Annotated in this window: 23 protein-coding genes; 7 read left to right on the top strand and 16 right to left on the bottom strand. The window is 59.1% G+C overall.

Translation table 11 applies throughout. The annotated features are described in order from the left end of the window. Window positions 1–22: 22 nt before the first annotated feature. A complete protein-coding gene (locus C1896_03860) occupies window positions 23–439 on the top strand; it encodes a pilus assembly protein PilE (protein AZZ47510.1) in 417 nt (138 codons plus the stop codon). A gap of 219 nt (window positions 440–658) precedes the next feature. Here C1896_03860 and C1896_03855 read toward each other — a convergent pair whose 3' ends face one another. From C1896_03855 to mviN, 6 genes are all read right to left on the bottom strand, one after another. Then, the gene (locus C1896_03855; protein AZZ44126.1) at window positions 659–1,603 is read right to left on the bottom strand and encodes a 4-hydroxy-3-methylbut-2-enyl diphosphate reductase; all 945 of its coding nucleotides are present in this window, start codon (window positions 1,601–1,603) and stop codon (window positions 659–661) included. Between the two features lie 150 nt (window positions 1,604–1,753). After that, window positions 1,754–2,191: a peptidylprolyl isomerase gene (locus C1896_03850; GenBank protein ID AZZ44125.1), complete on the bottom strand. Its 438-nt coding sequence runs from the start codon at window positions 2,189–2,191 to the stop codon at window positions 1,754–1,756. Beyond that, the gene (locus C1896_03845) at window positions 2,184–2,687 is read right to left on the bottom strand and encodes a signal peptidase II (GenBank protein AZZ44124.1); all 504 of its coding nucleotides are present in this window, start codon (window positions 2,685–2,687) and stop codon (window positions 2,184–2,186) included. The genes C1896_03850 and C1896_03845 overlap by 8 nt, the downstream gene beginning before the upstream one ends. Window positions 2,688–2,744: 57 nt before the next feature. Then, window positions 2,745–5,576, bottom strand: coding sequence for an isoleucine--tRNA ligase (locus tag C1896_03840; GenBank protein ID AZZ44123.1), 2,832 nt, complete (start codon window positions 5,574–5,576; stop codon window positions 2,745–2,747). A gap of 1 nt (window position 5,577) precedes the next feature. Further along, complete coding sequence (locus C1896_03835) at window positions 5,578–6,528, bottom strand: bifunctional riboflavin kinase/FAD synthetase (GenBank protein ID AZZ44122.1); 951 nt, start codon at window positions 6,526–6,528, stop codon at window positions 5,578–5,580. Between the two features lie 84 nt (window positions 6,529–6,612). Continuing rightward, on the bottom strand, window positions 6,613–8,160 hold the full coding sequence (gene mviN / locus C1896_03830; protein AZZ44121.1) for a murein biosynthesis integral membrane protein MurJ: 1,548 nt from the start codon (window positions 8,158–8,160) through the stop codon (window positions 6,613–6,615). Between the two features lie 217 nt (window positions 8,161–8,377). On the opposite strand from mviN, the gene C1896_03825 reads away from it, so the two are divergent. Next, window positions 8,378–8,656 (top strand): 30S ribosomal protein S20, encoded by a 279-nt coding sequence (locus C1896_03825; protein AZZ44120.1) that lies wholly within the window; start codon window positions 8,378–8,380, stop codon window positions 8,654–8,656. A gap of 99 nt (window positions 8,657–8,755) precedes the next feature. On the opposite strand, the gene C1896_03820 is transcribed toward C1896_03825, so the two are convergent. The 5 genes from C1896_03820 to rplU all read right to left on the bottom strand — a co-directional run bounded on the left by C1896_03820 (window position 8,756) and on the right by rplU (window position 12,432). Then, window positions 8,756–9,214, bottom strand: a complete 459-nt coding sequence (locus tag C1896_03820; protein ID AZZ44119.1) for a hypothetical protein — start codon at window positions 9,212–9,214, stop codon at window positions 8,756–8,758. A 9-nt stretch (window positions 9,215–9,223) separates the two neighbouring features. Next, the gene (locus tag C1896_03815) at window positions 9,224–10,342 is read right to left on the bottom strand and encodes a glutamate 5-kinase (protein ID AZZ44118.1); all 1,119 of its coding nucleotides are present in this window, start codon (window positions 10,340–10,342) and stop codon (window positions 9,224–9,226) included. 104 nt (window positions 10,343–10,446) lie between these two features. Next, window positions 10,447–11,664, bottom strand: coding sequence for a GTPase ObgE (obgE, locus tag C1896_03810; protein ID AZZ44117.1), 1,218 nt, complete (start codon window positions 11,662–11,664; stop codon window positions 10,447–10,449). A gap of 163 nt (window positions 11,665–11,827) precedes the next feature. Then, window positions 11,828–12,085, bottom strand: coding sequence for a 50S ribosomal protein L27 (locus tag C1896_03805; protein ID AZZ44116.1), 258 nt, complete (start codon window positions 12,083–12,085; stop codon window positions 11,828–11,830). A gap of 35 nt (window positions 12,086–12,120) precedes the next feature. After that, window positions 12,121–12,432 carry a 50S ribosomal protein L21 gene (gene rplU, locus C1896_03800; protein AZZ44115.1) on the bottom strand — a complete coding sequence of 104 codons (312 nt, stop codon included), beginning with the start codon at window positions 12,430–12,432 and terminating at the stop codon, window positions 12,121–12,123. Window positions 12,433–12,680: 248 nt separating this feature from the next. Between rplU and C1896_03795 the strand changes: the two genes are divergently transcribed. Together C1896_03795 and C1896_03790 are read left to right on the top strand one after the other, a co-directional pair. After that, window positions 12,681–13,649 (top strand): octaprenyl-diphosphate synthase, encoded by a 969-nt coding sequence (locus C1896_03795; GenBank protein ID AZZ44114.1) that lies wholly within the window; start codon window positions 12,681–12,683, stop codon window positions 13,647–13,649. 153 nt (window positions 13,650–13,802) lie between these two features. After that, entirely contained in the window at window positions 13,803–14,030 is a 228-nt protein-coding gene (locus C1896_03790) for a hypothetical protein (GenBank protein AZZ44113.1), read from the top strand. A gap of 10 nt (window positions 14,031–14,040) precedes the next feature. Here the strand turns inward: C1896_03790 and C1896_03785 are convergent, their stop codons facing one another. The 5 genes from C1896_03785 to C1896_03765 all read right to left on the bottom strand — a co-directional run bounded on the left by C1896_03785 (window position 14,041) and on the right by C1896_03765 (window position 18,795). Continuing rightward, window positions 14,041–14,658, bottom strand: coding sequence for an FKBP-type peptidyl-prolyl cis-trans isomerase (locus C1896_03785; protein AZZ44112.1), 618 nt, complete (start codon window positions 14,656–14,658; stop codon window positions 14,041–14,043). Window positions 14,659–14,761: 103 nt separating this feature from the next. Continuing rightward, complete coding sequence (locus C1896_03780) at window positions 14,762–15,067, bottom strand: cation transporter (protein AZZ44111.1); 306 nt, start codon at window positions 15,065–15,067, stop codon at window positions 14,762–14,764. 112 nt (window positions 15,068–15,179) lie between these two features. Then, the gene (locus C1896_03775) at window positions 15,180–15,668 is read right to left on the bottom strand and encodes a TIGR00645 family protein (GenBank protein AZZ44110.1); all 489 of its coding nucleotides are present in this window, start codon (window positions 15,666–15,668) and stop codon (window positions 15,180–15,182) included. A gap of 165 nt (window positions 15,669–15,833) precedes the next feature. Continuing rightward, window positions 15,834–16,169 (bottom strand): hypothetical protein, encoded by a 336-nt coding sequence (locus C1896_03770; GenBank protein ID AZZ44109.1) that lies wholly within the window; start codon window positions 16,167–16,169, stop codon window positions 15,834–15,836. A 175-nt stretch (window positions 16,170–16,344) separates the two neighbouring features. Continuing rightward, entirely contained in the window at window positions 16,345–18,795 is a 2,451-nt protein-coding gene (locus tag C1896_03765) for an ATP-dependent protease (protein ID AZZ44108.1), read from the bottom strand. 425 nt (window positions 18,796–19,220) lie between these two features. On the opposite strand from C1896_03765, the gene C1896_03760 reads away from it, so the two are divergent. The 3 genes from C1896_03760 to C1896_03750 all read left to right on the top strand — a co-directional run bounded on the left by C1896_03760 (window position 19,221) and on the right by C1896_03750 (window position 21,768). Beyond that, the gene (locus tag C1896_03760) at window positions 19,221–20,252 is read left to right on the top strand and encodes a cytochrome C peroxidase (GenBank protein ID AZZ44107.1); all 1,032 of its coding nucleotides are present in this window, start codon (window positions 19,221–19,223) and stop codon (window positions 20,250–20,252) included. Window positions 20,253–20,367: 115 nt separating this feature from the next. Further along, window positions 20,368–20,700, top strand: coding sequence for a hypothetical protein (locus tag C1896_03755; GenBank protein AZZ44106.1), 333 nt, complete (start codon window positions 20,368–20,370; stop codon window positions 20,698–20,700). Between the two features lie 198 nt (window positions 20,701–20,898). After that, window positions 20,899–21,768 (top strand): cytochrome C, encoded by an 870-nt coding sequence (locus C1896_03750; GenBank protein AZZ44105.1) that lies wholly within the window; start codon window positions 20,899–20,901, stop codon window positions 21,766–21,768. Window positions 21,769–21,779: the final 11 nt, after the last annotated feature.

The following is a 21,779-nucleotide window of genomic DNA, read 5'->3' as shown; positions in this document are numbered from 1 at the left end:
ATTAGTGGCAGTGGAGCGGTACATGAAGCGTGCTCAAAGCGGCTTTACATTGATCGAACTGATGATCGTGGTCGCGATCATCGGAATCCTGGCGGCGATCGCCTATCCGAGCTATGACGAGTATGTAAAGCGTGGTAACCGGACCGAAGGCCAGGCTCTGCTGAGCGATGCTTCCGCTAGACAAGAGCGATACTTCGGCCAAAACAACGCCTATATCATTTCAGACAACGATGTAGCCAAGCTGGGGTTGAAGAACGGGAATACCTCAGAAACCGGTAAGTACACGCTATCTGTAGGCAAAGAGGATGGGGACGGCGGTTATACTCTTACAGCCGAACAACAATTCGGCGATACCAAGTGCGGTAATTTACGTCTGAACGCACTTGGCGTTAAAGACAGAACCGGCAGCGGGAAAACCGCCGCGGAGTGTTGGCGCTAATCTTTAAATTAAGCGATAAGGGCGTACGTTTAGCTGACATCAAATGAATGCCCTCAAACCGCTGACGAAGCCCCGGTCTTCTGACCGGATGATTTTATCGAAACAGCGATCTTCTGCTGGGGCATCCCGACTCTAGCCAAAGCGCTAGGCGACTGATCCTACCAAAGGTTAGGTTAGTCATCGATGTCTAGGTTGCAGCTGTATGACTCATCATTGTGGTCAAACAGACTTCAACCGCAACTCCTTCGGCATGGAGAACGTAACGTTCTCCGGTCGTCCGTCAAGCTCATCCAGGCCAGCCGCACCCCACTCCTTTAGCTGATCGATCACCCCACGCACCAACACCTCAGGCGCTGAAGCGCCGGCGGTGATACCGATCCGATCGACGTTCTCAAACCATTCGCACTTGAGATCTTCCGCGCCGTCGATGAGATATGCCGGCGTGCTCATCCGCTCCGCCAGCTCGCGCAAACGATTGGAGTTCGAACTGTTCGGGCTGCCCACGACCAATACCAAGTCGCACTCAGCCGCAAGCTGCTTGACCGCATCCTGACGATTCTGGGTGGCGTAGCAGATGTCATCTTTACGCGGGCCACCGATACTCGGGAAGCGTGTGCGCAAAGCGTCGATCACACGGCTGGTGTCGTCCATCGACAGAGTTGTTTGGGTGACGAACGCCAGGGCTTCCGGGTTGCGTACTTGCAATTCAGCAACATCCTTTTCGTCTTCCACCAGATAGATCGAGCCGCCATTGGCCGTATCGTACTGGCCCATGGTGCCTTCTACTTCCGGGTGGCCTGCATGGCCGATAAGGATGCATTCGCGCCCTTCCCGGCTGTACTTGGTCACTTCCAGATGGACCTTGGTCACCAATGGGCAAGTAGCGTCAAATACCTTGAGGCCGCGCCGTTCCCCTTCCATCCGCACGGCCTGGGACACGCCATGAGCGCTGAAGATGACGATGAAGCCGTCCGGCACCTGGTCCAGCTCATCGACGAAGATAGCGCCACGCTCGCGCAGGTCCTCCACCACAAACTTGTTATGCACGACTTCGTGGCGCACGTAGATCGGCGGCCCGAACACCTCAAGCGCACGGTTAACGATTTCAATGGCGCGGTCGACACCGGCACAAAAGCCACGCGGATTGGCGAGTTTGATTTGCATGTGGGTTCTCGACGCTCTGGGCGGGTGAGTTGTGGAGTGTACTGCTTGGTCAAGAGCAAGAAGCGAAACCGGTACCAGCACGCTGGCGGTGGTTAACACGCCTAACCAAGGACTTTGGTCTGCAGAGCAGCTTGATTAGCCAGCCGATACTCAGACCGGCTTAACCTCGAATATTTCCACGTCGAATGTCAGCGATTTGCCGGCCAGCGGATGGTTGAAGTCCACGGTTACCTGACGATCATCGAAAGCTTTGACGATCCCCGGCAGCTCCGTCTTGGCTGCATCGTTGAAGATCACCAATAGCCCTTCGGACAGCTCCATACCTTCGAATTGATTGCGCGGCATGGTTTGCACATTCTGCGGGTTGTGCTGGCCGAAGCCCTGTTCCGGGACAATCTGAAAGGTGCGCTTGTCACCCGCCTTGAGCCCGAACAACTGCTGTTCAAAACCGGGAAGCAGGTTACCGTCGCCCACTTTAAAGGTAGCCGGCTGTTTATCGAAGGTCGTGTCGACCTGCTCGCCGTTTTCCATACTGAGCGCGAAATGCAGGGTCACCTGCATGTCCGGCCCGATGCGCTGTTCAGTCATTTACCGTTTCTCCCGTTTTACTGCTACGGAACATATCCAGCGCCAGCATCACAGCGCCAATGGTGATAGCGCTGTCGGCGATATTGAATGCCGGGAAGTACCAGCGGTTCTGCCAATGCACCAAGATGAAATCGACGACATGTCCAAGTACGACGCGATCGTAAAGATTGCCGACGGCGCCCCCCAGGACCAGCGCCAAGGCTACGGCAAGCCAGGTCTCGCCGGTTTTCAAGCGCTTCATCCAAACCACCAGCACGGCGCTGACGCCGATGGCGATCAATGCGAATAGCCAACGCTGCCAGCCGGAATGATCGGCGAGAAAGCTGAAAGCAGCGCCCGTGTTGTAGGCCAGCGTCCAAGCGAAATAGTCAGGGATCACTTCGACCTTCTGATACAGGCTGAAGTTGGCCTCGAAGTAATGTTTGGTCGCCTGGTCCAGCGCAATCACCATCACGCTTAGCCACAGCCAGGTGAGCTTGCCGAAGCGCGAGGTCATGCCGACGCCCTCGAAAGCGCGCGGCGGGCTGCACTCGCGCTAACGTACCGTATGCCGTCACGCATGGTGGCGAACCTCGCCAGCGCCTTCGATATTTTCAATGCAGCGACCGCAGATCTCAGGATGTGCCGCGTGAGTGCCGACGTCAGGCAGGTGGTGCCAGCACCGGCCGCACTTGGCGTGGCCGGTTTTGCTGATCTGTAGCTTGAGACCGGGCAGCTCGCTCTGCACGGCTTCCGCTGGCGCTTCGGCGAGAGGCGCCACAGTCGCAGCCGACGTAATCAGCACAAAGCGCAATTCGCTTCCCAGCTTCGCCAGCTCGGAAACCAGCGCGTCCTCGGCGTACAAGGTAACCTCCGCCTGCAAGTTGCCGCCGATGGTTTTGGCGGCGCGCTGGGTTTCCAACTCCTTGTTCACCGCGGCCTTGACCGCCATGACCTTGCCCCAGAACTCGCGACCCAGCTCGACATTGGCAGGCAGCTCAGCGAGCCCTGCGTACCAGGTATTGAGCATCACCGATTCGTTGCGCTCACCCGGCAGGTATTGCCAGATTTCATCAGCTGTGAACGACAGGATCGGCGCAATCCACCGCACCAGTGCCTCGGCGATGTGGTACAGCGCGGTCTGGCAGGAGCGGCGCGGCAAGCTGTCGGCACCGGTGGTGTACTGGCGATCCTTGATGATATCCAGATAGAAGCCGCCCAGCTCCTGTACGCAGAAGTTGTGCACCTTCTGATAGACATTCCAGAACTTGTAGGTGCCGTAGGCTTCCTCGATTTCCCGCTGCAGCAGCAGGGCACGATCGATGGCCCAGCGGTCGAGGGCGATCAGTTGGTCGGCCGGAACCTGATGCTGCGCCGGATCGAAACCGTCAAGGTTGGAGAGCAGGAAGCGCGCAGTGTTACGGATACGGCGATAGGAATCTGCGCTGCGCTGCAGGATCACCTTGGAGACAGCCATTTCACCGGAGTAATCGGTCGAGGCCACCCAGAGACGGAGGATGTCTGCGCCCAGACTGTCAGTGACCTCTTGAGGCGCAACGACGTTGCCCAGCGACTTGGACATCTTGCGGCCGTTCTCGTCGACCACGAAACCATGCGTCAGCAACCCCTTATACGGTGCGTGCCCGTCGATAGCCGAGCCGGTTAGCAGCGAGGAGTGGAACCAGCCACGGTGCTGGTCGGAGCCTTCCAGATAAAGATCCGCGCGTGGGCCGCTTTCGTGGCCCATAGGGTGCGAACCGCGCATCACATGCCAATGGGTGGTGCCGGAATCGAACCAAACGTCCAGGGTGTCGCTGATCTTCTCGTACTGCGCTGCTTCGTCGCCCAGCAGCTCGGCGGCATCCAGCTTCGACCAAGCCTCGATGCCTCCCTGCTCGACGCGTTGCGCGACGGCTTCCATCAGCTCCACGGTGCGCGGATGCAGCTCGCCGCTTTCCTTGTGCAGGAAGAACGGGATCGGCACGCCCCATGTCCGTTGACGGGAGATACACCAGTCCGGACGGCCGGCGATCATGCCGTGCAACCGCGCCTGGCCCCAGGCCGGAACAAACTCAGTCTGCTCAATGGCATCCAACGCGCGACGACGCAGCGAGCTGCCGTCATGCGCCACTTTATCCATGCCAACGAACCACTGCGCCGTCGCACGGTAGATCAGCGGCGTCTTGTGCCGCCAGCAATGCATATAGCTGTGCTGGATCGACTCGTGCTTGAGCAGCGCACCGACTTCTTCCAGCTTCTCGACGATGGCCGGGTTGGCCTTCCAGATGAACTGCCCGCCAAAGAATGGCAGGTCCGATACGTATACGCCGTGACTCTGAACGGGGCTGAGAATGTCATCATTCTCCATGCCGTAATGCTTGCAGGAGCGGAAGTCGTCTTCACCGTAAGCAGGTGCCGAATGGACGATACCGGTTCCTGCACCGGTTTCTACGTAATCGGCCAGATAGACCGGCGCGAAGCGCTCATAGAATGGGTGGCGGAAGCGGATGAGCTCCAGTTCGCTGCCCTGGCAGCGTGCGATGACCTGACCCTGCAGGTCATAGCGCTGCAGACAGGACTCAACCAACTCTTCGGCGAGAACGAGCAGCTTGTCGCCGGTATCGACCAAGGCATAGACGAAGTCGGGATGTACGTTGAGCGCCTGGTTCGCCGGGATGGTCCAAGGCGTGGTGGTCCAGATCACGATGCTGGTCGGTTTGGCCAGTGCTCCGACACCAAACGCAGCCGCCAGCTTATCCGCGTCCTCCACCTGGAAGGCTACGTCGATGGCATCGGACTTCTTGTCCTGGTATTCGACTTCCGCCTCGGCCAGCGCCGAACCGCAATCAAAGCACCAGTTCACCGGCTTCAGGCCCTTGAAGACGAATCCACCTTCGACCATTTTCGCCAGCGCGCGGATTTCCCCGGCTTCGTTCGCAAAGTCCATGGTGCGGTAGGGATTGCCCCACTCGCCCAGTACGCCGAGGCGGATGAAGTCAGCCTTCTGCCCTTCGATCTGCTCGGCCGCGTAGGCACGGCAGCGCTCGCGCGTCAGGTCGGCCGGCTGGTTCTTGCCGTAGGTGATCTCGACCTTGTGCTCGATGGGCAAACCATGACAGTCCCATCCCGGCACGTAGGGCGCGTCGAAACCGGCTAAGGTCTTGGAGCGAACAATGAAGTCCTTGATGACCTTGTTTACCGCGTGGCCGATGTGAATGCTGCCGTTTGCATACGGAGGGCCATCATGCAGGACGAACTTCGGACGACCCTCGCCAATCTGCCGCAGCTTCCCGTACAGGTCGATGCTGTTCCAGCGCTGCAGGGTCTCCGGCTCGCGCTGTGGCAGACCGGCCTTCATCGGAAACGCCGTGGACGGCAGATTGAGGGTCGCTTTGTAATCGGTCATTTCAGTCCTGACTCGTGGTAAAGGGTGAAGCTCGCCAGTATTCGCGAGCCGCGGCGATATCTGCTTCGATCGCCGTCTTGAGCGCCTCCAGCGAGGCAAAGCGCTGCTCGTCACGCAGCTTGCGATGAAAGGTCACGCGCAGCAGACGGCCATAAAGGTCGCCTTGATAATTAAGCAAATGCACTTCCAGATGCGGCTGGCCGTCGCTTTCGACCGAGGGGCGCATACCAATATTGGCGACCGCCGCCTGTATTACACCATCGATCTCGACGCTCACGGTGAACACACCACTAAGCGGAGTGCTCTTGCGCTTGAGCTGAATGTTAGCGGTCGGCGCGCCAAGCTGGCGTCCCAGCGCCTGCCCATGCATGACCCGACCGGTGATACTGAACGGCCGACCCAGCAGTTTTTCTGACAGCTGTAGATCACCAGCGGCGAGAACCTGGCGCAGCCGCGTACTGCTGACTCGCTCACCGTCGACCTCGATAGTGGCGGCGGCCTCGACGGTAAAGCCTTCCGCAGCACCAGCTTGTAACAAGAAGTTGAAATCCCCGGCTCGGTCGCAACCGAAACGAAAGTCATCACCGACTTCCAGATGCCGAACGCCAAGGCCGTCTACCAGCGTCGCATGTACGAACTCTGCGGCACTCAGCTCGCGCAAACGACGATTAAATGCCAGGCACAGCACCAGATCGACACCCTGTTCACTCAGCAACTGCAATTTTTCGCGCAGGCGGGTCAGCCGAGCAGGGGCCTTGTCCGGGGCAAAATACTCACGCGGCTGCGGCTCGAAGATCACCACGCAGCTGGGGAGCCCGAGCTCGGCGGCACGTTCGCGCAGACGCGCCAGGATAGCTTGATGCCCCCGGTGAACCCCGTCGAAATTGCCGATGGTGGCGACGCAACCCCGATGTCGGGGTCGCAGGTTGTGAAGACCTCGAACCAGCTGCATACCGCACTTCTTGCTTGAAAAGTCGTCGATTATACGCATGAGGCAGCAGTCGCGGACAGGCTTGCCACCCGCGTATGGTAAGGATCAATGACGGAGATGCCGCGGTCGCAAACCGAGCACTACCAAGCCCACCGCGAAAGCGCCCAACCCCGCTACAACCAGCAGCCCCAGCTGCAGCGCTCGCTGCTGCCAGCCCCACGCGAACCACTCGACCGACGGTGCGTTTAGCCACCAGACCATCGCCACCATGGCGGCACAGGCGCCCGCCAACCTCAAAAGGAACAAACCCCAACCCGGAGCAAACAGGAACACACCCGTCTTATACAGCCCCCAGAACAGCAACCCAGCATTGAGCATCGAGGACAACGAAGTCGCCAGGGCCAAGCCCACATGCTGGAGCGGCCAGATCAGCATTAGATTCAGCACCATGTTGGCGATCATGCAGATGATTGCAATACGCACCGGCGTCTTTAAATCCTGCCGAGCAAAGAAGCCCGGCGCCAGCACCTTGATCAGCATGAATGCCAGGACGCCGAGCGAGTACGCCTCGAGCGCGTTGGCCGACTGCACGACGGCCTCCTCACTCATCGCACCATAAAAGAACAGACTGGCAATCATCGGCTCAGCCAGGATGCCCAGCGCGAGCGCCGCAGGAACCCCAACCAGCAGCACCATCCGCAGCGCCCAGTTCAGGGTGTTGGAAAAAGCCTTGGGATCCGCTCCGGCATGCTGACGAGCAAGGCTAGGCAGGATCACGGTGCCGATCGCAATACCGAAGGCGCCCAGCGGCAACTCCGAAAGGCGGTCAGCGTAATAAAGCCAGGAGACGCTGCCTGTCTGCAGGAACGAGGCAAGAACCGTATCGAGCAAGAGATTGATCTGGCTGACCGACACGCCGAACAGGGCCGGCACCATCAACAGCATGATTCGCCGCACCCCCTCGTCTCCGAACCTCACCCGAGGCCGGGGCAGCAATCCCAGCTTGGCAACGTAAGGAAGCTGGAAGGCCAACTGGGCGAAGCCTGCAACAAACACGCCCCATGCCAACGCCATAATGGGCTGATCAAAGTAAGGTGTCAGAAAAACGGCCGAGCTGATCATGCAGACATTGAGCAACACAGGCGTGAAGCCCGGTACCGCGAAATGCCCGTACGTGTTGAGCACACCGGACGTAAACGCCGTGAGTGAAATCAGCAACAGATAAGGAAAGGTGATGCGCAGCAGCTCGCCGGCCAACTGCATTTTAGCTGGGTCATCATGAAAGCCGGGCGCGAAAAGCATGACCACGTAAGGCGAAGCCAGCACCCCGACTGCGGTGATGCCCGTCAAGATCAGCCCAAGCATGCCAGCTGTGCGGTCAACCAGCAGCTTGACCTCCAGCTGGGTCCGCTTGGTCCGGAATTCCGACAACACCGGAACAAAGGCTTGGGCGAAAGCCCCTTCTGCAAACAGACGGCGCAAAAAGTTTGGGATTTTGAAGGCTATGAAGAATGCGTCAGCAGCGGCGCCAGAACCGAAGTAGCTGGCCACAACCATATCGCGTACCATGCCCAGCACCCGTGACAGCAGCGTCATCACGCTGACTACCGCACTGGACCGCAGCAATCCGCCTTTGCCGGATGTATCGGACATTTGTCTTCCTAGAGTTGCAGCGGGAGGGTTTCCGGCCAGTCACCGGGCATCGTCTCGATGGCCAGTTACGACAGTGAAAGAGGTCGCGAGTTTAGCGGCACCCCATCTGTCCGGCCAGTGTCTCGATTGTTCAATCAGTGTTGACAAGAGCCCGCAGCATCGGCATGATTCGCGGCCTTATTTGCTTTGTAATCCCACGTTTTCGAGGAGTTCGACGGTGGCCAACAGCCCTTCCGCCAAAAAACGCGCAATTCAGGCTGAGAAGCGTCGCAGCCACAACGCCAGCCTGCGCTCCATGGTTCGTACCTACATCAAGAATGTGGTCAAAGCCATTGATGCAAAAGATCTGGATAAAGCTCGTACTGCTTACACTGCAGCCGTGCCTGTAATCGACCGCATGGCCGACAAAGGCATCATCCACAAGAACAAAGCAGCTCGGCATAAAAGCCGCCTGAACGGCCATATCAAGGCCCTCGGCGAAGCTGCTGCAGCCTAAGCTGCACGCTCTTGTGAAAAAAACCGGCCTTGAGCCGGTTTTTTTATGTCTGCGATTCGATGCCAAGGCATCGATCTCAGCGAGCCCAACCAGGCACCTTTATGGCTGAGCCCACGGCAGTATCGGAATCGCAGTAACGGCGTTCTGCGGACTCCCTTCGATAACACGATCGCTATACACCAGATAGACCAGCGTGTTGCGCGCCTCATCGAAAAAGCGCACCACCTGCATGGTTTTGAACACTAAAGACGTCCGCTCCTTAAAGACGACTTCGCCATCCTTGAGCTTCTCGCCCATCCGAATCGGCCCGACCTGCCGACAAGCGATCGACGCCTCGGCGCGATCCTCAGCCAGACCGAGCCCACCCTTTATGCCGCCCGTCTTGGCACGTGACAGATAGCAGGTCACGCCCTCAACCTTGGGGTCGTCAAACGCCTCGACCACGATTTTATGATTCGGTCCGAGCCATTTGAAAACCGTATCGACCTCACCCACTTCTCGCGCTATACCGACCGCCGGCCACGCCAGCAACACCATTAACGCTTTTGCCAGTCGCATCAAACCACCTCAGACCAAGATCATGTTGTCGCGATGAATAAGCTCTGGCTCATCAACATAACCGAGCAGCTTCTCGATTTCGTCCGACGGGCGACCAAGGATTCGTTGCGTTTCGGCCACACTGTAGTTCGCCAGACCGCGCGCGACCTCGCGACCATCCAGACCCACACAGACCACCATTTCGCCTCGCCGGAAACCACCGTGCGCCGCTTTAACTCCGACAGGTAACAGACTGCGATTACCCTGCTTCAAGGCGTGTACCGCACCATCATCGAGAACGACCGTACCGCGCGTCTGGAGATGCCCAGCCAACCACTGCTTTCGCGCAGCATGACGGTTACACTCAGGCGCCAACAACGTGCCGAGCGCCTCACCCGCCTTCAACCGCGCCAGCACGCGCTCGATCCGGCCACCAATAATGACCGTGTGGGCACCAGAGCGCGCCGCCAGACGAGCCGCGCGCAACTTAGTCTGCATACCACCCCGCCCGAGCGCGCCACCTGTGCCACCCGCCACCGCATCCAGCGCGGGATCATCGGCACGCGCCTCACTAATCAAGTTGGCGTTAGGATTATTGCGCGGATCGGCATCAAACATGCCGTCGCGGTCAGTAAGGATCACCAACAAATCCGCTTCAACCAGGTTCGCCACCAAGGCAGCGAGGGTATCGTTGTCACCAAAGCGGATCTCGTCGGTGACCACGGTGTCGTTCTCATTGATAACCGGCACCACACCCAGATCGATCAACGTGCGAAGCGTGCTGCGCGCATTGAGATAGCGCTTGCGGTCGGAAAGATCATCGTGGGTTACAAGGATTTGCGCGGTCTGCTGCTCGCAGCGCGCAAAGCTGGTTTCCCAGGCTTGTATCAGCCCCATCTGCCCGACCGCCGCCGCAGCCTGCAGCTCATGGACAGCCTTTGGCCTGGCGGCCCAACCGAGACGACTCATACCAGCAGCGACAGCGCCAGACGACACCAGCACCAGCTCGACACCCGCCTCGCGCAGCGCCACCATCTGATCGACCCAGACAGCCATTGCCGCCTGATCCAGCCCGCGCCCATCAGCAGTCAGCAAGGCGCTGCCGATTTTCACCACCCAGCGCCGCGCGCCGCTCACCTTGTCCCGCATCGATCCTGCCTTCCAATCGGTACCCGGCCAAACCACTCAGCAAGCGGCAGTTAAGCCAGCCCGCAACCATTTGCTAGCGACGCCCGCGACGATGCGGGCATGCGTCAACGTACGTAGAAGATCTCAGCACCGCCTTCATCGTCGTCATCATCATCGAAGTCGTCTTCGTCGACCTCGTCGACAGGCTTGACACCGGCACGCCGCAAGGCTCGCTGATCATCCAGCTCTTGCAAGCGAGCACGCGCCTCGTCTTCAATCTGCCGATCCAGCTCGGCAAGCGCTTCCGCGTATGCTGGCTCCTCGGCGATACGCACCGTGCGCTCATCCAGATAGCGCATGATGGCCTGACTCAACGCCTCGGTACCCTCGCGCTCGAGTGCAGAGATGACGAATACGGGGCCGTCCCACTCAAGTCGCTCGACTACCCGCTGAACCCGCTCGTCGTGATCTTCTTCGAGCAGCTGATCAGCCTTGTTCAGCACAAGCCAGCGATCTCGTTGCGCCAGTGCAGGACTGAATTTCTCTAGCTCATTCACGATCACCTCTGCCGCATCGGCCGGATCGCTTTCATCTAGCGGCGCCATGTCCACCAGGTGCAGCAACAGACGCGTCCGCGCAAGATGCTTGAGGAAGCGGATACCAAGCCCCGCCCCCTCCGAAGCACCCTCGATCAGACCTGGGATGTCAGCAACCACGAAGCTCTTGTAGCGACCAACACTCACCACCCCAAGGTTCGGCACTAGCGTGGTGAACGGGTAATCGGCAACTTTCGGCTTGGCAGCCGACACCGAGCGGATGAACGTGCTCTTACCAGCGTTCGGCAACCCCAGCAGCCCGACATCCGCCAGGACCTTCAGTTCAAGCTTCAGGTCGCGCGCGTCGCCCGGCTTGCCTGGCGTGGTCTGGCGAGGAGCACGGTTGGTACTGGACTTGAAGCGCGTGTTGCCCAGCCCATGCCAGCCACCCTGCGCGACCAGCAGGCGCTGACCCGCCTTGGTCAGGTCACCGATTACATCCTGAGTGGCGGCATCGATCACCGTGGTACCGACCGGCACCGGCAGGATCAGATCGTCACCCTTGGCACCCGTACATTCAGTACTGCCGCCCTTCTGACCATTGGGCGCATTGAAGCGGCGGGTGTAACGGTAGTCAACGAGCGTGTTGAGATTCTCGTCAGCCTCCAGATACACGGAGCCGCCATCGCCGCCATCGCCCCCGTTGGGGCCGCCTTTCTCGATGAACTTCTCACGACGGAAGCTCATCATGCCGTTACCGCCGTCGCCGGCCTTTACAAAAATCGATACTTCATCGACGAATTTCATGGGAACGCCTCCCGCCGCAAGGACGGGCTAGAAAACAGGAACATAAGGGTCTTGCAAAACCCAGCGATAGTGAGAGCACAGCAGTGTTTTGCAAGAGCCCTACAGAGGATACAGAAACAAAAAAGCCCCGTCGCATGACAGGGCTTTTCCAGCAACGCCGCGATTAGGCTGCGACGACGCTCACGTAGCGACGGCCAAACTGACCCTTCACTTCGAATTTGATCACGCCTTCCACCTTGGCGAACAAGGTGTGATCCTTGCCCATGCCAACACCGTAACCGGCATGGAATTGAGTGCCGCGCTGACGCACGATGATGTTACCGGCCTTGATGACCTGGCCGCCGTACATCTTCACGCCAAGACGTTTGGCTTCTGAGTCGCGACCGTTGCGGGTAGAACCGCCAGCTTTTTTGTGTGCCATGAGTTCAATACTCCTATAAGGGGATTCAGGCCCGATTAGCCCTGAATGCCGGTGATTTTGACCTCAGTGAACCACTGACGGTGGCCCTGACGCTTCATGTGGTGCTTACGACGGCGGAATTTGATGATGGTGACCTTGTCATGACGGCCCTGAGCGATCACTTCAGCAGTGACCTTGGCACCATCGACCACCGGAGCGCCGATCTTTACATCGTCGCCGTTGCCGATCAGCAGAACGCGGTCAAAAGTGACGGCTTCGCCAGTGGCAACTTCGAGTTTTTCAATCTTGAGGTATTCGCCTTCGGCGACCTTGTATTGCTTGCCGCCGGTAACGATAACTGCGTACATCTGTGTATCTCCGTTGATCCTGCTCACCCAGCGCTTAAGTGAAATAGTTAGAGGCTGGCATGGCTGCTCGGGGCCGGAAAGGACGCCCTTGCAATTGCGTAAGGCAGGGAAATGCCCAGGGGGAAAGTTCAGGGTCCGCGATTGTACGCATCCACCTGACCCTGCGCAATAGCCGCCGGGCCTTGCCTTGACACTGCATGACCCGCCCCATAGCATGCCGCGCAATCTCCGAGGAGTACTCGTCCCCGATGCAACCCCAGGCCTTTTACCAAGTAGTGGCTGAAGATTTCGCCGCTGTTGACGGCATTATCCGCAACCAGTTGACGTCCCGCGTACCGCTGGTGGAAAAGATCGGGGACTACATTACCTCGGCCGGCGGCAAACGCCTGCGCCCTCTGCTCGTCCTGCTCAGCGGTAATGCGCTGGGACTAAAGGGTGAGCAGCTGCGCCTGCTGGCAGCGATCATTGAATTCCTGCATACCTCGACACTGCTTCACGATGACGTCGTTGATATGTCCGGCATGCGCCGCGGCCGCTCAACCGCCAACGCCTTGTGGGGTAATGCGCCCAGCGTGCTGGTCGGTGACTTCCTCTACGCGCGTTCTTTCGAAATGATGGTCGAACTTGGCTCGATGGAAGTCATGCGAATCATCTCGCAGGCCACTCGCGTCATCGCCGAAGGCGAAGTACTGCAACTGTCCAAAGTGCGCGACGCCAGCACCACAGAAGAGATCTACATGGAAGTCATCCGCGGCAAGACCGCGATGCTTTTCGAGGCCTCCACGCATAGCGCAGCCACTCTGGCGGGTGCTAACGAGGCGCAACGCGAGGCGCTGCGCACCTTCGGCGACTACCTCGGCATTGCGTTCCAACTGGTCGATGATCTGCTCGACTATCAGGGCGATGCCGAAGCGCTGGGCAAGAATGTCGGTGATGATCTCGCCGAAGGCAAGCCGACGCTGCCGCTGATCTACACGATGCGCGAAGGCACAGCAGAACAGGCCGCATTGGTGCGTCAGGCCATTCAGAAAGGCGGCATCGAGGATCTTGAGAGTATCCGCCGCGCTGTAGAAGCAGCCGGCGCACTGGATTACACGGCCCACCTGGCGCGCGACTATGCCGATCGCGCCATAGCCTGCCTTGAGCTGATCCCCGCCAACAGGTATCGCGACGCCCTGGTCGAGTTAAGCCGTTTCGCTGTCGCTCGCACTCACTGAGCCCGCCGCTTAGTAAGGGTGCGATTGGGCACCCTTGAATTCACGCCATCGCCGCACCTGCCTCCTGATCGCCACCAGTCGCATCGGTATCTTTACGCTTGCATCTTTGTAAATAACAATTATTCTCATTAACGAGATTAATTGGAGGTGCCCATGACTTATTTGATTGATGCCTGGCTGGACCGCCCGCAACCTTACCTGCGGATACTCGACCGTAGCACCGGTGCGGTGTGCGTTACCTTAGAGGGAGACGCCCTGGACGAGCTTCGCGACCAGGGCGATCTGGATCTGCAGGAGTTGAGCACCAGCGAACCTTGCGTGCTCAAGGAACAGGTGCGAAACCTGTTCCTGTTCTCCTATGCCAGGGCGTTGCGCCCGTAGCCGCAGCGTTTTACAGAACAGCCAGCAGCTCGACGTCGAACACCAGTACGCTGTGCGGAGGAATACTGCCAACACCCTGCGCGCCGTAAGCCAGCTCGCTCGGCACGTAAAGCCGCCATTTGCTGCCCACGCCCATAAGCTGCAACGCTTCGGTCCAGCCAGCGATCACGCCACCCACCGGAAACTCGGCCGGCTGGCCGCGCTGGTAGGAGCTGTCGAATACAGTGCCGTCGATCAGCGTGCCGTGATAATGCGTACGCACCTGGTCCTCAGCGCTGGGCTTGGCGCCCTCTCCCGCTGTCAGCACTTCGTACTGCAGACCCGATGGCAGGGTCGAAACCCCTTCACGCTGGGCGTTTTTAGCCAGGAAGGCCTTGCCTTCGCCTGCAGCAGCTTCTGCCTTTTGCTGTGCCTCGGCTTGCATACGTTCACGAATGACGGCGAAGCTGGCATTCAGATCTTCCGGACTGACCTGGCTGGCTGCTCCGGCAAAGGCATCGCGAATACCGGCGATCACAGCATCCAGGCTGATCCCAGGCGGCGGGTTCTCACGCAGCTGATCACCCAGTTGACGGCCGATACCGTAGCTCACGCGCGTTTCGTCGGTTGATAGGTTCAGTTCAGTCATGCATCGGCTCCACTGGAAAAAAGGCCGCACAGCCTAGCACAGCGACCAGCAGCGCCACCCAAGACTGTTTTTCGAACGGCACATAGGCGGCACAAAACGGGGCCTACCAGGCGGAACGCAGGCTGATCGGCACGCGCAACGGTTCGCGAACGCCCTCGGCCAAGCCGCACATTTCATCGTATGCCGAGCTGTGAACCAGAAAGAAGGGGATTACTGGCATCTCGCTGAGGAGATCACGTGCATGCTCCACGGATCGCAGATGGATCACGTTGCTCTCTTCGTCGCGCAACACATGCGATTTGCCTTGGACGTGGACATTCAATAGATAGAAGCCACCCTCGAGTGACACCAGATCCAGCGCGTCGACATGGTGTGCTTGTGCGCCTTCCAGCAATGCCTGCAGATTCATGCGACCTTCTCCGTGTACAGAAACGAACCTCTTGTACAACATCAGGAGAACCAATCACAACCACTAACCACATTTCCCTGCCTGCCGCCGCACGCTACGAACCGTAGTCACCTCAGTGCTTGGTGAGCTTATCCAAATAGCCCATGGCGAAGGCTGAAAAGACGAACGTCAGGTGGATGATCACGTACCACATCAACTGCTCGCTCTCGAGCTGCTGCGCATCCATGAACATGCGCAACAGATGAATCGACGAGATCGCCACAATCGAGGCAGCGACCTTCATTTTCAACGAACCGGAGTCCATCTTCCCGAGCCAGTCGAGCTTCTCCTTGCCCTCCTCCACGTCCAGTTGCGAGACGAAATTCTCGTAACCAGACAGCATTACCATCACCAGCAAACCGCCAACCAGGGCCATATCGATCAGCGACAGCAGCTTGAGGATCAGATCGCCTTCACTCAGCGAAAGCACGGCAGGAAGGATGTGCCAAATTTCCTGAAAGAACTTGATCGCCAGGGCCAGCAGGGCAAAGGCCAGGCCAAAATAAATAGGCGCCAACAACCAACGGGCGGCGTACATGGTGTTTTCGATCAAGCGTTCCATCTGTTCTCACTGGGTGTGGCGGGTTTCGGCAAGCGAGTATACGCAGCGCGGTCGGGTCTTCAAGAAGACGCTATGGCGACATGTTTCCTTTGTGGATAAGAATTAGCAGAGGGTAATTGCCGGCCCCAAAACGAGGGGCCAGACAGCCTTACTTGAATCGGACGGTCAGGACTTAGCGCCCCAGCCGCTGAGATAGCGCGCCTGGTTTGCGTTGACCTTGCGCAGCTCAGCCTGCATATGCAGTTGCCAGATCGATGGCGACTCCGACTCTGTATAACCTTGTCCATAGAGGTTTTCGGCAATCGCCTTCAGCACCGACTCGGCCTCTCGTGGCCCGTGGAACGGGCCTTGGGCCTTGATAGCGGTAGGCTGCCCTGCGTCGATTCCAGCCGCGCAAAGCAAAGTCCACAAGCCATTGCCGCCAGACAGCGGGCGAATGATGCATTCGATACGGGTAACCAAACCCAGGCACTGGCGGTTCAAGCAGAGTGTTTGAGACATGACGGCGATCCTCGCGCTCGGTTGCGCGCCCTCATTCAGGAGGAAAGGCCCGCAAGTCCGTTACCCACACAAGCTGTGGATAACTTTGTGGATAGAGAGTGGAAACTCTCTTCCATTGCAGACCCGCCGCACGCCGTATCGTTCCGTCCAGTTGTTGCTCGGATCGTTCGTCCGATTATCCTTGCTCTGCTCCCTTTGCCTGCGCCGCCGCCAGCACTTCCTCGGGTGACGCCGCATCGCTTCGATGATCGTCTTCAAGCTCGATCTCGGCGATGTCACGCAAACGCTCGACCACCCGCGCGTTGACGCTGCCCTTGGGGAACTGTCCGTCCTTGTCCGCCCCGCCAACCGGTTCCCCTACCAACAGCGAAAGCGCCTCATCGACATGACGCACCGCATAGATATGGAACCGCTCCTGACGCACGGCTTCCAGCACGCGCTCGTCGAGCATCAGCGTCGTGACGTTGGCAAAGGGAATGATTGCGCCCTGCTCTCCGGTCAATCCGCGCGCTTCGCACAGTCGGAAAAAACCTTCGATCTTTTCATTGACGCCACCGACCGCCTGCACCTCGCCGAACTGGTTGATCGAACCAGTGATCGCGAAGCACTGCTTGAGCGGCGTCCGCGAAATGGCCGAAATCAGTGCGCAGCATTCTCCCAGCGAAGCACTGTCGCCATCGACGTACCCATAAGACTGCTCAAGCGCGATGCTTGCGGAGATCTCCAGCGGAAACTCCTGCGCATAGCGGCTGCCGAGAAAGCCGGTCAGGATCATCACGCCTTTGGAGTGAATCGGCTGACCGAGGTTAACCTCACGCTCGATGTCGACAATCCCCGAGCCACCCGGATAAACAGTGGCGGAAATCCGCGCTGGCATGCCAAACGCCGAATCGCCCACTTCGAGGACGGTCAAACCGTTGCACTTGCCGATTGCAGCGCCTTCGCTATCGATCAGGATCACGCCTGCAAGGATGTCTTCGAGGATGCGCGCCGAGACACGTCCGGTTCGAGTGGCCTTGGCTTTCAGCGCGCGCTCGATGTGGCCGACATCGGTGACTTCATCCTTGGCCAGTTGACGGATGAAATCCGCCTCGCTAACCAGCTGGAACAGATCACCAATCTTTGCCGACAGCCGCCCCTGGTGCTCAGCCAAACGTGCACTGTAAGTGGCCAGGCGCGCCACGGCCGCGGCAGTCAACGGCGCCATACCCTCTTCGGAAGTGCGCGTTTTCATCAGTTGTGCGAACTGCTCGAGACTGTCCTCGGCCAGCGGAATCTCTTCATCGAAATCCACCAGCACGCGAAACATTTCCTGAAAGTCCGGATCCAGGTCCTGCAAGGTGTAATAGAGCTGACGTGAGCCAATGATCACGACTTTGACATTGAGCGGGATGACTTCCGGATTAAGCGTCACCGTGGCCAGTCGCCCCAACTCAGCCAGCGGCGACTCCATCTTCAACTTGCGCGACTGCAGGGCACGTTTCAGCGCTTCCCAGACAAAGGGCTCGCTGAGCATCTTTTCCGCTTCAAGCATCAGAAAGCCGCCATTGGCCCGATGCAGCGCACCGGGACGCAGCTGACGATAGCTGGTGTAGAGCGCGCCCTGATCGGTGCTGTATTCGATACGACCGAACAGGTTGTCGTAGGTTGGATGCGGCTCGAACACCACCGGCGCACCGCCATCGAGCGGATGGCCGACCACAAGACTGGGGCTGTACTGCTCTTCGAGGAGCTGACGGGTCTGGGCATCGGGACGGTTTTCGTCAACCAGCTGCTCGACCACCGTTTTCAGCAGGTTGACCTGCACGGCTTGGAGGTAGGCCTCGATGCCCGCGTTTTCCCCGTATTTCTCTGAAAGTGGTGCCAGCAAAGGCTGCAACGCCTGGCTGATGGTTTCGTCATTAAGCTGCCGCAGCTGATTGCTGGATTCGCGCTTCCATTGCGGCAGGCTGGCCAGTCCTTCATTAAGGTGAACTTCGAGCGCGGAAATGTCTTCGTGGTAACGCTCGCGCTCCGCTTCCGGCAACTGGGCGAATTCCGCCTCGTCCATCGACTTGCCGTCCTTCATCGGCGTGAAGGCAATGTTGGTGCTGTCCCGGTAGAGCGCGATTTCCTTCTCTAGCGCCAGCTTTTCGATGATATCCAATGCCTTGTCGTAGCGCTGGTTGAAGGCACGATCAATCGCACTCTTCTTCTGCTGAAAGCTTGGATGCTCGAATACCGCCGGAAAGGTCGCCATCAGGTTGTCGATCAGCTGACCAATGTCGGCAATGAACTCGCCCGCTCCGCCCTGCGGCAGCTCTACCACGCGCGGCTCGCGTGGCTCGTCAAAGTTGTTTACGTAGAGCCAGTCCGAGGGCGTATCCAGTCGTTTGCCTTCAGCTTTGAGGTAGCGACGTACGAACGAGAACCGGCCGGTCCCCGGCTCACCCATTACATAAACGTTATAGCCAGGGCGCGGCATCGCCACGCCGAACTGCAGCGCCTCGACAGCCCGCTCCTGCCCGAGCACGCCAAGAAAGGGTTCCAGCTCATCGGTGGTCTTGAAGGCGAACTGGCTGGGTTCGAAGGGACGGGTGAGCGCATCAGGCGCCAAGCGCAGGCCGGCAGCGACAGTTTCGGGCATTGGAAATCCTTGCAGGAGTGGCCTTTTGGCCACGATTGATGCTGCCATTCTGGCGATGCCTCCCGCTGGCTGCAAGGTCCAGCAAGATGCGACTCGAAGGTTTGCCGGCAGCGTCGGCCCCAGCACAAAGACGCCTACCTGGCGTTGTTGCCGACTTTCTATTTCCCCATGGGTTTCTTTTTCGTGGGGCTCAGCGTTTTACAAAAAGACGCCTGACGAATCTCCGTCTCAGCGACCGCATCTGTTGCCTGCCATCGGCGTGCGCAGGCCGAGAATGTCCGAGTTCTGGAGGACAACGCAGAGCCCTGCATCCATCCCTGCGACAGACGGGCAGGCGATGACGACCGCCGCCTTGATTCAAGTCAACTTGCCTGGCGCGCAAGAAGCGCCTCATAGGGCAGACAACATAGAAAAAGGACTCCGTGATGCGCTGCTCTGTACCCGTTCTGCTCAGCGGACTGATGCTGATCTCAAACATGGCTAACGCCGACGAGTTGCGCGAACGCGCCAATGCGATATTCAAGCCGATCCCGGCAAAGGTCACGGAGGTTCGCGGTAAAGCGGTCAGCCCTGATCAGGCGCAACTGGGTCACAAGCTCTGGTTCGATCCACGCCTGTCGCGCAGCCACGTCATCAGCTGCAACACCTGCCACAACCTCAGTCTCGGCGGTGGCGACAACGTCACCACTTCGATCGGTCACGGCTGGCAGAAAGGCCCACGCAACTCACCCACCGTGCTCAATGCCGTATTCAATGCCGCACAGTTCTGGGATGGCCGCGCAGAAGACCTCCAGGCCCAGGCCAAGGGCCCGGTGCAAGCCGGGGTCGAGATGAACAACACCCCAGAGCGGGTCGTCGCGACGCTCAAGAGCATCCCGGACTATGCGAACGAGTTTAAGCAGGCCTTTCCGAACGACAAGGACCCGGTCAGCTTCGACAATATGGCTTATGCGCTGGAGGCGTTTGAAGTCAGCCTGATCACACCGGACGCGCCTTTCGACCGGTACCTCAAGGGCGACGACACGGCGCTCGACACCAAGCAGAAAGAAGGCCTGGCTTTGTTCATGGACACGGGCTGCACCGCCTGTCACAGCGGCGTCAACGTGGGCGGCCAGGGCTACTTCCCGTTTGGCGTGATCAAAAAGCCTGGTGCCGAAATCCTGCCGTCTGGGGACAAGGGCCGCTTCACGGTAACCAATACGGCAACTGACGAGTACGTGTTCCGCGCCGCGCCCCTGCGCAACGTAGCGCTGACGCCACCCTACTTTCACAGTGGTGAGGTCTGGGACTTGGAACAGGCAGTGGCGATCATGGGCGACAGCCAGCTAGGCCGCACACTCAAGGAAGACGAGGTCGGTGCCATCGCGGCCTTCCTGCGCAGCCTGACAGGCGAACAGCCTCACGTGGCATACCCGGTTTTGCCAGCCAGCACGTCAAACACCCCTCGCCCCGAATAAGGGGCAGCAAGTCGAATCTGCGGCCTGAGGCCGCAGGTTCGATCCGGAATTCGCCTCGACGCATCCCCCTTCGTCAACTAGCCTCCGGTGACATGCACCAAAACGGTGAACGCCGATGGCTTTGCACCATGCTCAATCTGGGGAAGTGGTCAACGTCCTCACACACTCAGAACTATCAGCAGTTCAATCGCAAGCAATCGTCAGCACACCCGATCTCGAAGTCATGCGCCTGTGCATGCCGGAAGGCAAGCAGCTCCCGCCCCACGCCGTCGCCGGCGCCATCACGCTGTTGTGCCTGCAAGGCACGGTAGACGTCCATGCGCACGGCACCTGGCACACCATGCAGGTGAATGATCACCTCTATCTCGAAGGTCACGCCGAACACGCACTTCGGGCGCTCTCCGATGCCGTGGTACTGGTGAACATCCAGCGCCGGCCTGAAACCTGAGCGGACGCAAGCCAGACAAGCCCTGGCTAACGCCAGCCGTGCAACAACGCTTCGGCCAACGAAAGGATCATCACTTTGGTGAAGTTCTTCAGAGTTCTCAGTTTTGTGGTGTTGGCGCTGATGGCAGCTGCTGTCATCTACGCCGGCGTCATGGGTATCGTCCATTGGGCCGGTATCGGTGTTTGAGCGGAGCCTACGATGAACAAAAGACAGACCCGCTTGTTCGCCATCATCTCAACCCTGGTTGCCTCACTGGTATTCCTTGGGCTGACGATTGACAGCCACCGACAGTTCCCGGAGCTGACCAATGCCGACAGCATCACCCCGGCCGTAACCCGCGGCAACGACGTATGGCACGCCAACAACTGCATCAATTGCCATACGCTGTTTGGCGAAGGCGCCTACTACGCACCGGACCTGACCAAGATCACGCAACTTCGCGGTGCGCCCTATCTCAAGGCCTTCATGAAGGAGCCGGAGCGGTTCTACAACGAGGAACAGCATCGCCGACTGATGCCCAACCCCAACCTCGAAGACGAGGAGATCGACGACCTCATCGCGTTCCTCGACTGGGTCGCTAATGTCGACAATCAGGGCTGGCCACCGAGACCGATCCTTGTCACCGGCTCCTCGATCCCCGGCACAAGCCTGACCATCGCCCAGCAGGACATTTCCGGACCCGGCAAGACGGAGAACCAGATGCCGCCGGGCGCTCGACCAGTCACCGGAGACGAAAGCCCGATTGCCCTCGGCGAGGCGCTATTCCGCACCGCTACCCCGGCGTGCAACGCCTGCCATTCCATCGCTCCCGGTGTGAACCTCGCCGGGCCAACACTGGCTGGGCTAGCAACACGGGCCCAGCAAACCCTCGACTCGCCCGGCTACGAGGGCGAAGCCGACAGCGTCGAAGGCTATATCCGCGAATCCATCGTTTCGCCAAGCGCCTACCTGCATCCTGGGGAAATGTATTCGGCCGAGGGCGTGTCGTTCATGCCCAACGGTTACGGCGAATCGCTGACCGACGAGCAAGTCGATCAACTGGTGCAGTACTTGGCGTCATTCAAATGAGTGCGGTGCGC

Source organism: Pseudomonadaceae bacterium SI-3 (assembly GCA_004010935.1).
Classification (GTDB): Bacteria; Pseudomonadota; Gammaproteobacteria; order Pseudomonadales; family Pseudomonadaceae; genus Stutzerimonas.
The sequence above is the reverse complement of the archived record's forward strand: the minus strand, read 5'-3'. Positions and strand labels throughout refer to the sequence as shown.

What these genes read in the sequence shown, in the direction of transcription:
- C1896_03845 (AZZ44124.1), bottom strand. Translation starts at nt 2,687, where the DNA reads ATGACCTCGCGCTTCGGCAAGCTCACCTGGCTGTGGCTAAGCGTGATG.
- C1896_03755 (AZZ44106.1), top strand. Translation starts at nt 20,368, where the DNA reads ATGGCTTTGCACCATGCTCAATCTGGGGAAGTGGTCAACGTCCTCACA.
- C1896_03840 (AZZ44123.1), bottom strand. Translation starts at nt 5,576, where the DNA reads ATGACCGATTACAAAGCGACCCTCAATCTGCCGTCCACGGCGTTTCCG.
- C1896_03785 (AZZ44112.1), bottom strand. Translation starts at nt 14,658, where the DNA reads ATGACTGAACTGAACCTATCAACCGACGAAACGCGCGTGAGCTACGGT.
- C1896_03815 (AZZ44118.1), bottom strand. Translation starts at nt 10,342, where the DNA reads ATGCGGGACAAGGTGAGCGGCGCGCGGCGCTGGGTGGTGAAAATCGGC.
- C1896_03790 (AZZ44113.1), top strand. Translation starts at nt 13,803, where the DNA reads ATGACTTATTTGATTGATGCCTGGCTGGACCGCCCGCAACCTTACCTG.
- C1896_03750 (AZZ44105.1), top strand. Translation starts at nt 20,899, where the DNA reads ATGAACAAAAGACAGACCCGCTTGTTCGCCATCATCTCAACCCTGGTT.
- C1896_03860 (AZZ47510.1), top strand. Translation starts at nt 23, where the DNA reads ATGAAGCGTGCTCAAAGCGGCTTTACATTGATCGAACTGATGATCGTG.
- obgE (AZZ44117.1), bottom strand. Translation starts at nt 11,664, where the DNA reads ATGAAATTCGTCGATGAAGTATCGATTTTTGTAAAGGCCGGCGACGGC.
- C1896_03760 (AZZ44107.1), top strand. Translation starts at nt 19,221, where the DNA reads ATGCGCTGCTCTGTACCCGTTCTGCTCAGCGGACTGATGCTGATCTCA.
- C1896_03805 (AZZ44116.1), bottom strand. Translation starts at nt 12,085, where the DNA reads ATGGCACACAAAAAAGCTGGCGGTTCTACCCGCAACGGTCGCGACTCA.
- C1896_03780 (AZZ44111.1), bottom strand. Translation starts at nt 15,067, where the DNA reads ATGAATCTGCAGGCATTGCTGGAAGGCGCACAAGCACACCATGTCGAC.
- C1896_03855 (AZZ44126.1), bottom strand. Translation starts at nt 1,603, where the DNA reads ATGCAAATCAAACTCGCCAATCCGCGTGGCTTTTGTGCCGGTGTCGAC.
- mviN (AZZ44121.1), bottom strand. Translation starts at nt 8,160, where the DNA reads ATGTCCGATACATCCGGCAAAGGCGGATTGCTGCGGTCCAGTGCGGTA.
- rplU (AZZ44115.1), bottom strand. Translation starts at nt 12,432, where the DNA reads ATGTACGCAGTTATCGTTACCGGCGGCAAGCAATACAAGGTCGCCGAA.
- C1896_03850 (AZZ44125.1), bottom strand. Translation starts at nt 2,191, where the DNA reads ATGACTGAACAGCGCATCGGGCCGGACATGCAGGTGACCCTGCATTTC.
- C1896_03835 (AZZ44122.1), bottom strand. Translation starts at nt 6,528, where the DNA reads ATGCAGCTGGTTCGAGGTCTTCACAACCTGCGACCCCGACATCGGGGT.
- C1896_03770 (AZZ44109.1), bottom strand. Translation starts at nt 16,169, where the DNA reads ATGTCTCAAACACTCTGCTTGAACCGCCAGTGCCTGGGTTTGGTTACC.
- C1896_03820 (AZZ44119.1), bottom strand. Translation starts at nt 9,214, where the DNA reads ATGCGACTGGCAAAAGCGTTAATGGTGTTGCTGGCGTGGCCGGCGGTC.
- C1896_03795 (AZZ44114.1), top strand. Translation starts at nt 12,681, where the DNA reads ATGCAACCCCAGGCCTTTTACCAAGTAGTGGCTGAAGATTTCGCCGCT.
- C1896_03765 (AZZ44108.1), bottom strand. Translation starts at nt 18,795, where the DNA reads ATGCCCGAAACTGTCGCTGCCGGCCTGCGCTTGGCGCCTGATGCGCTC.
- C1896_03775 (AZZ44110.1), bottom strand. Translation starts at nt 15,668, where the DNA reads ATGGAACGCTTGATCGAAAACACCATGTACGCCGCCCGTTGGTTGTTG.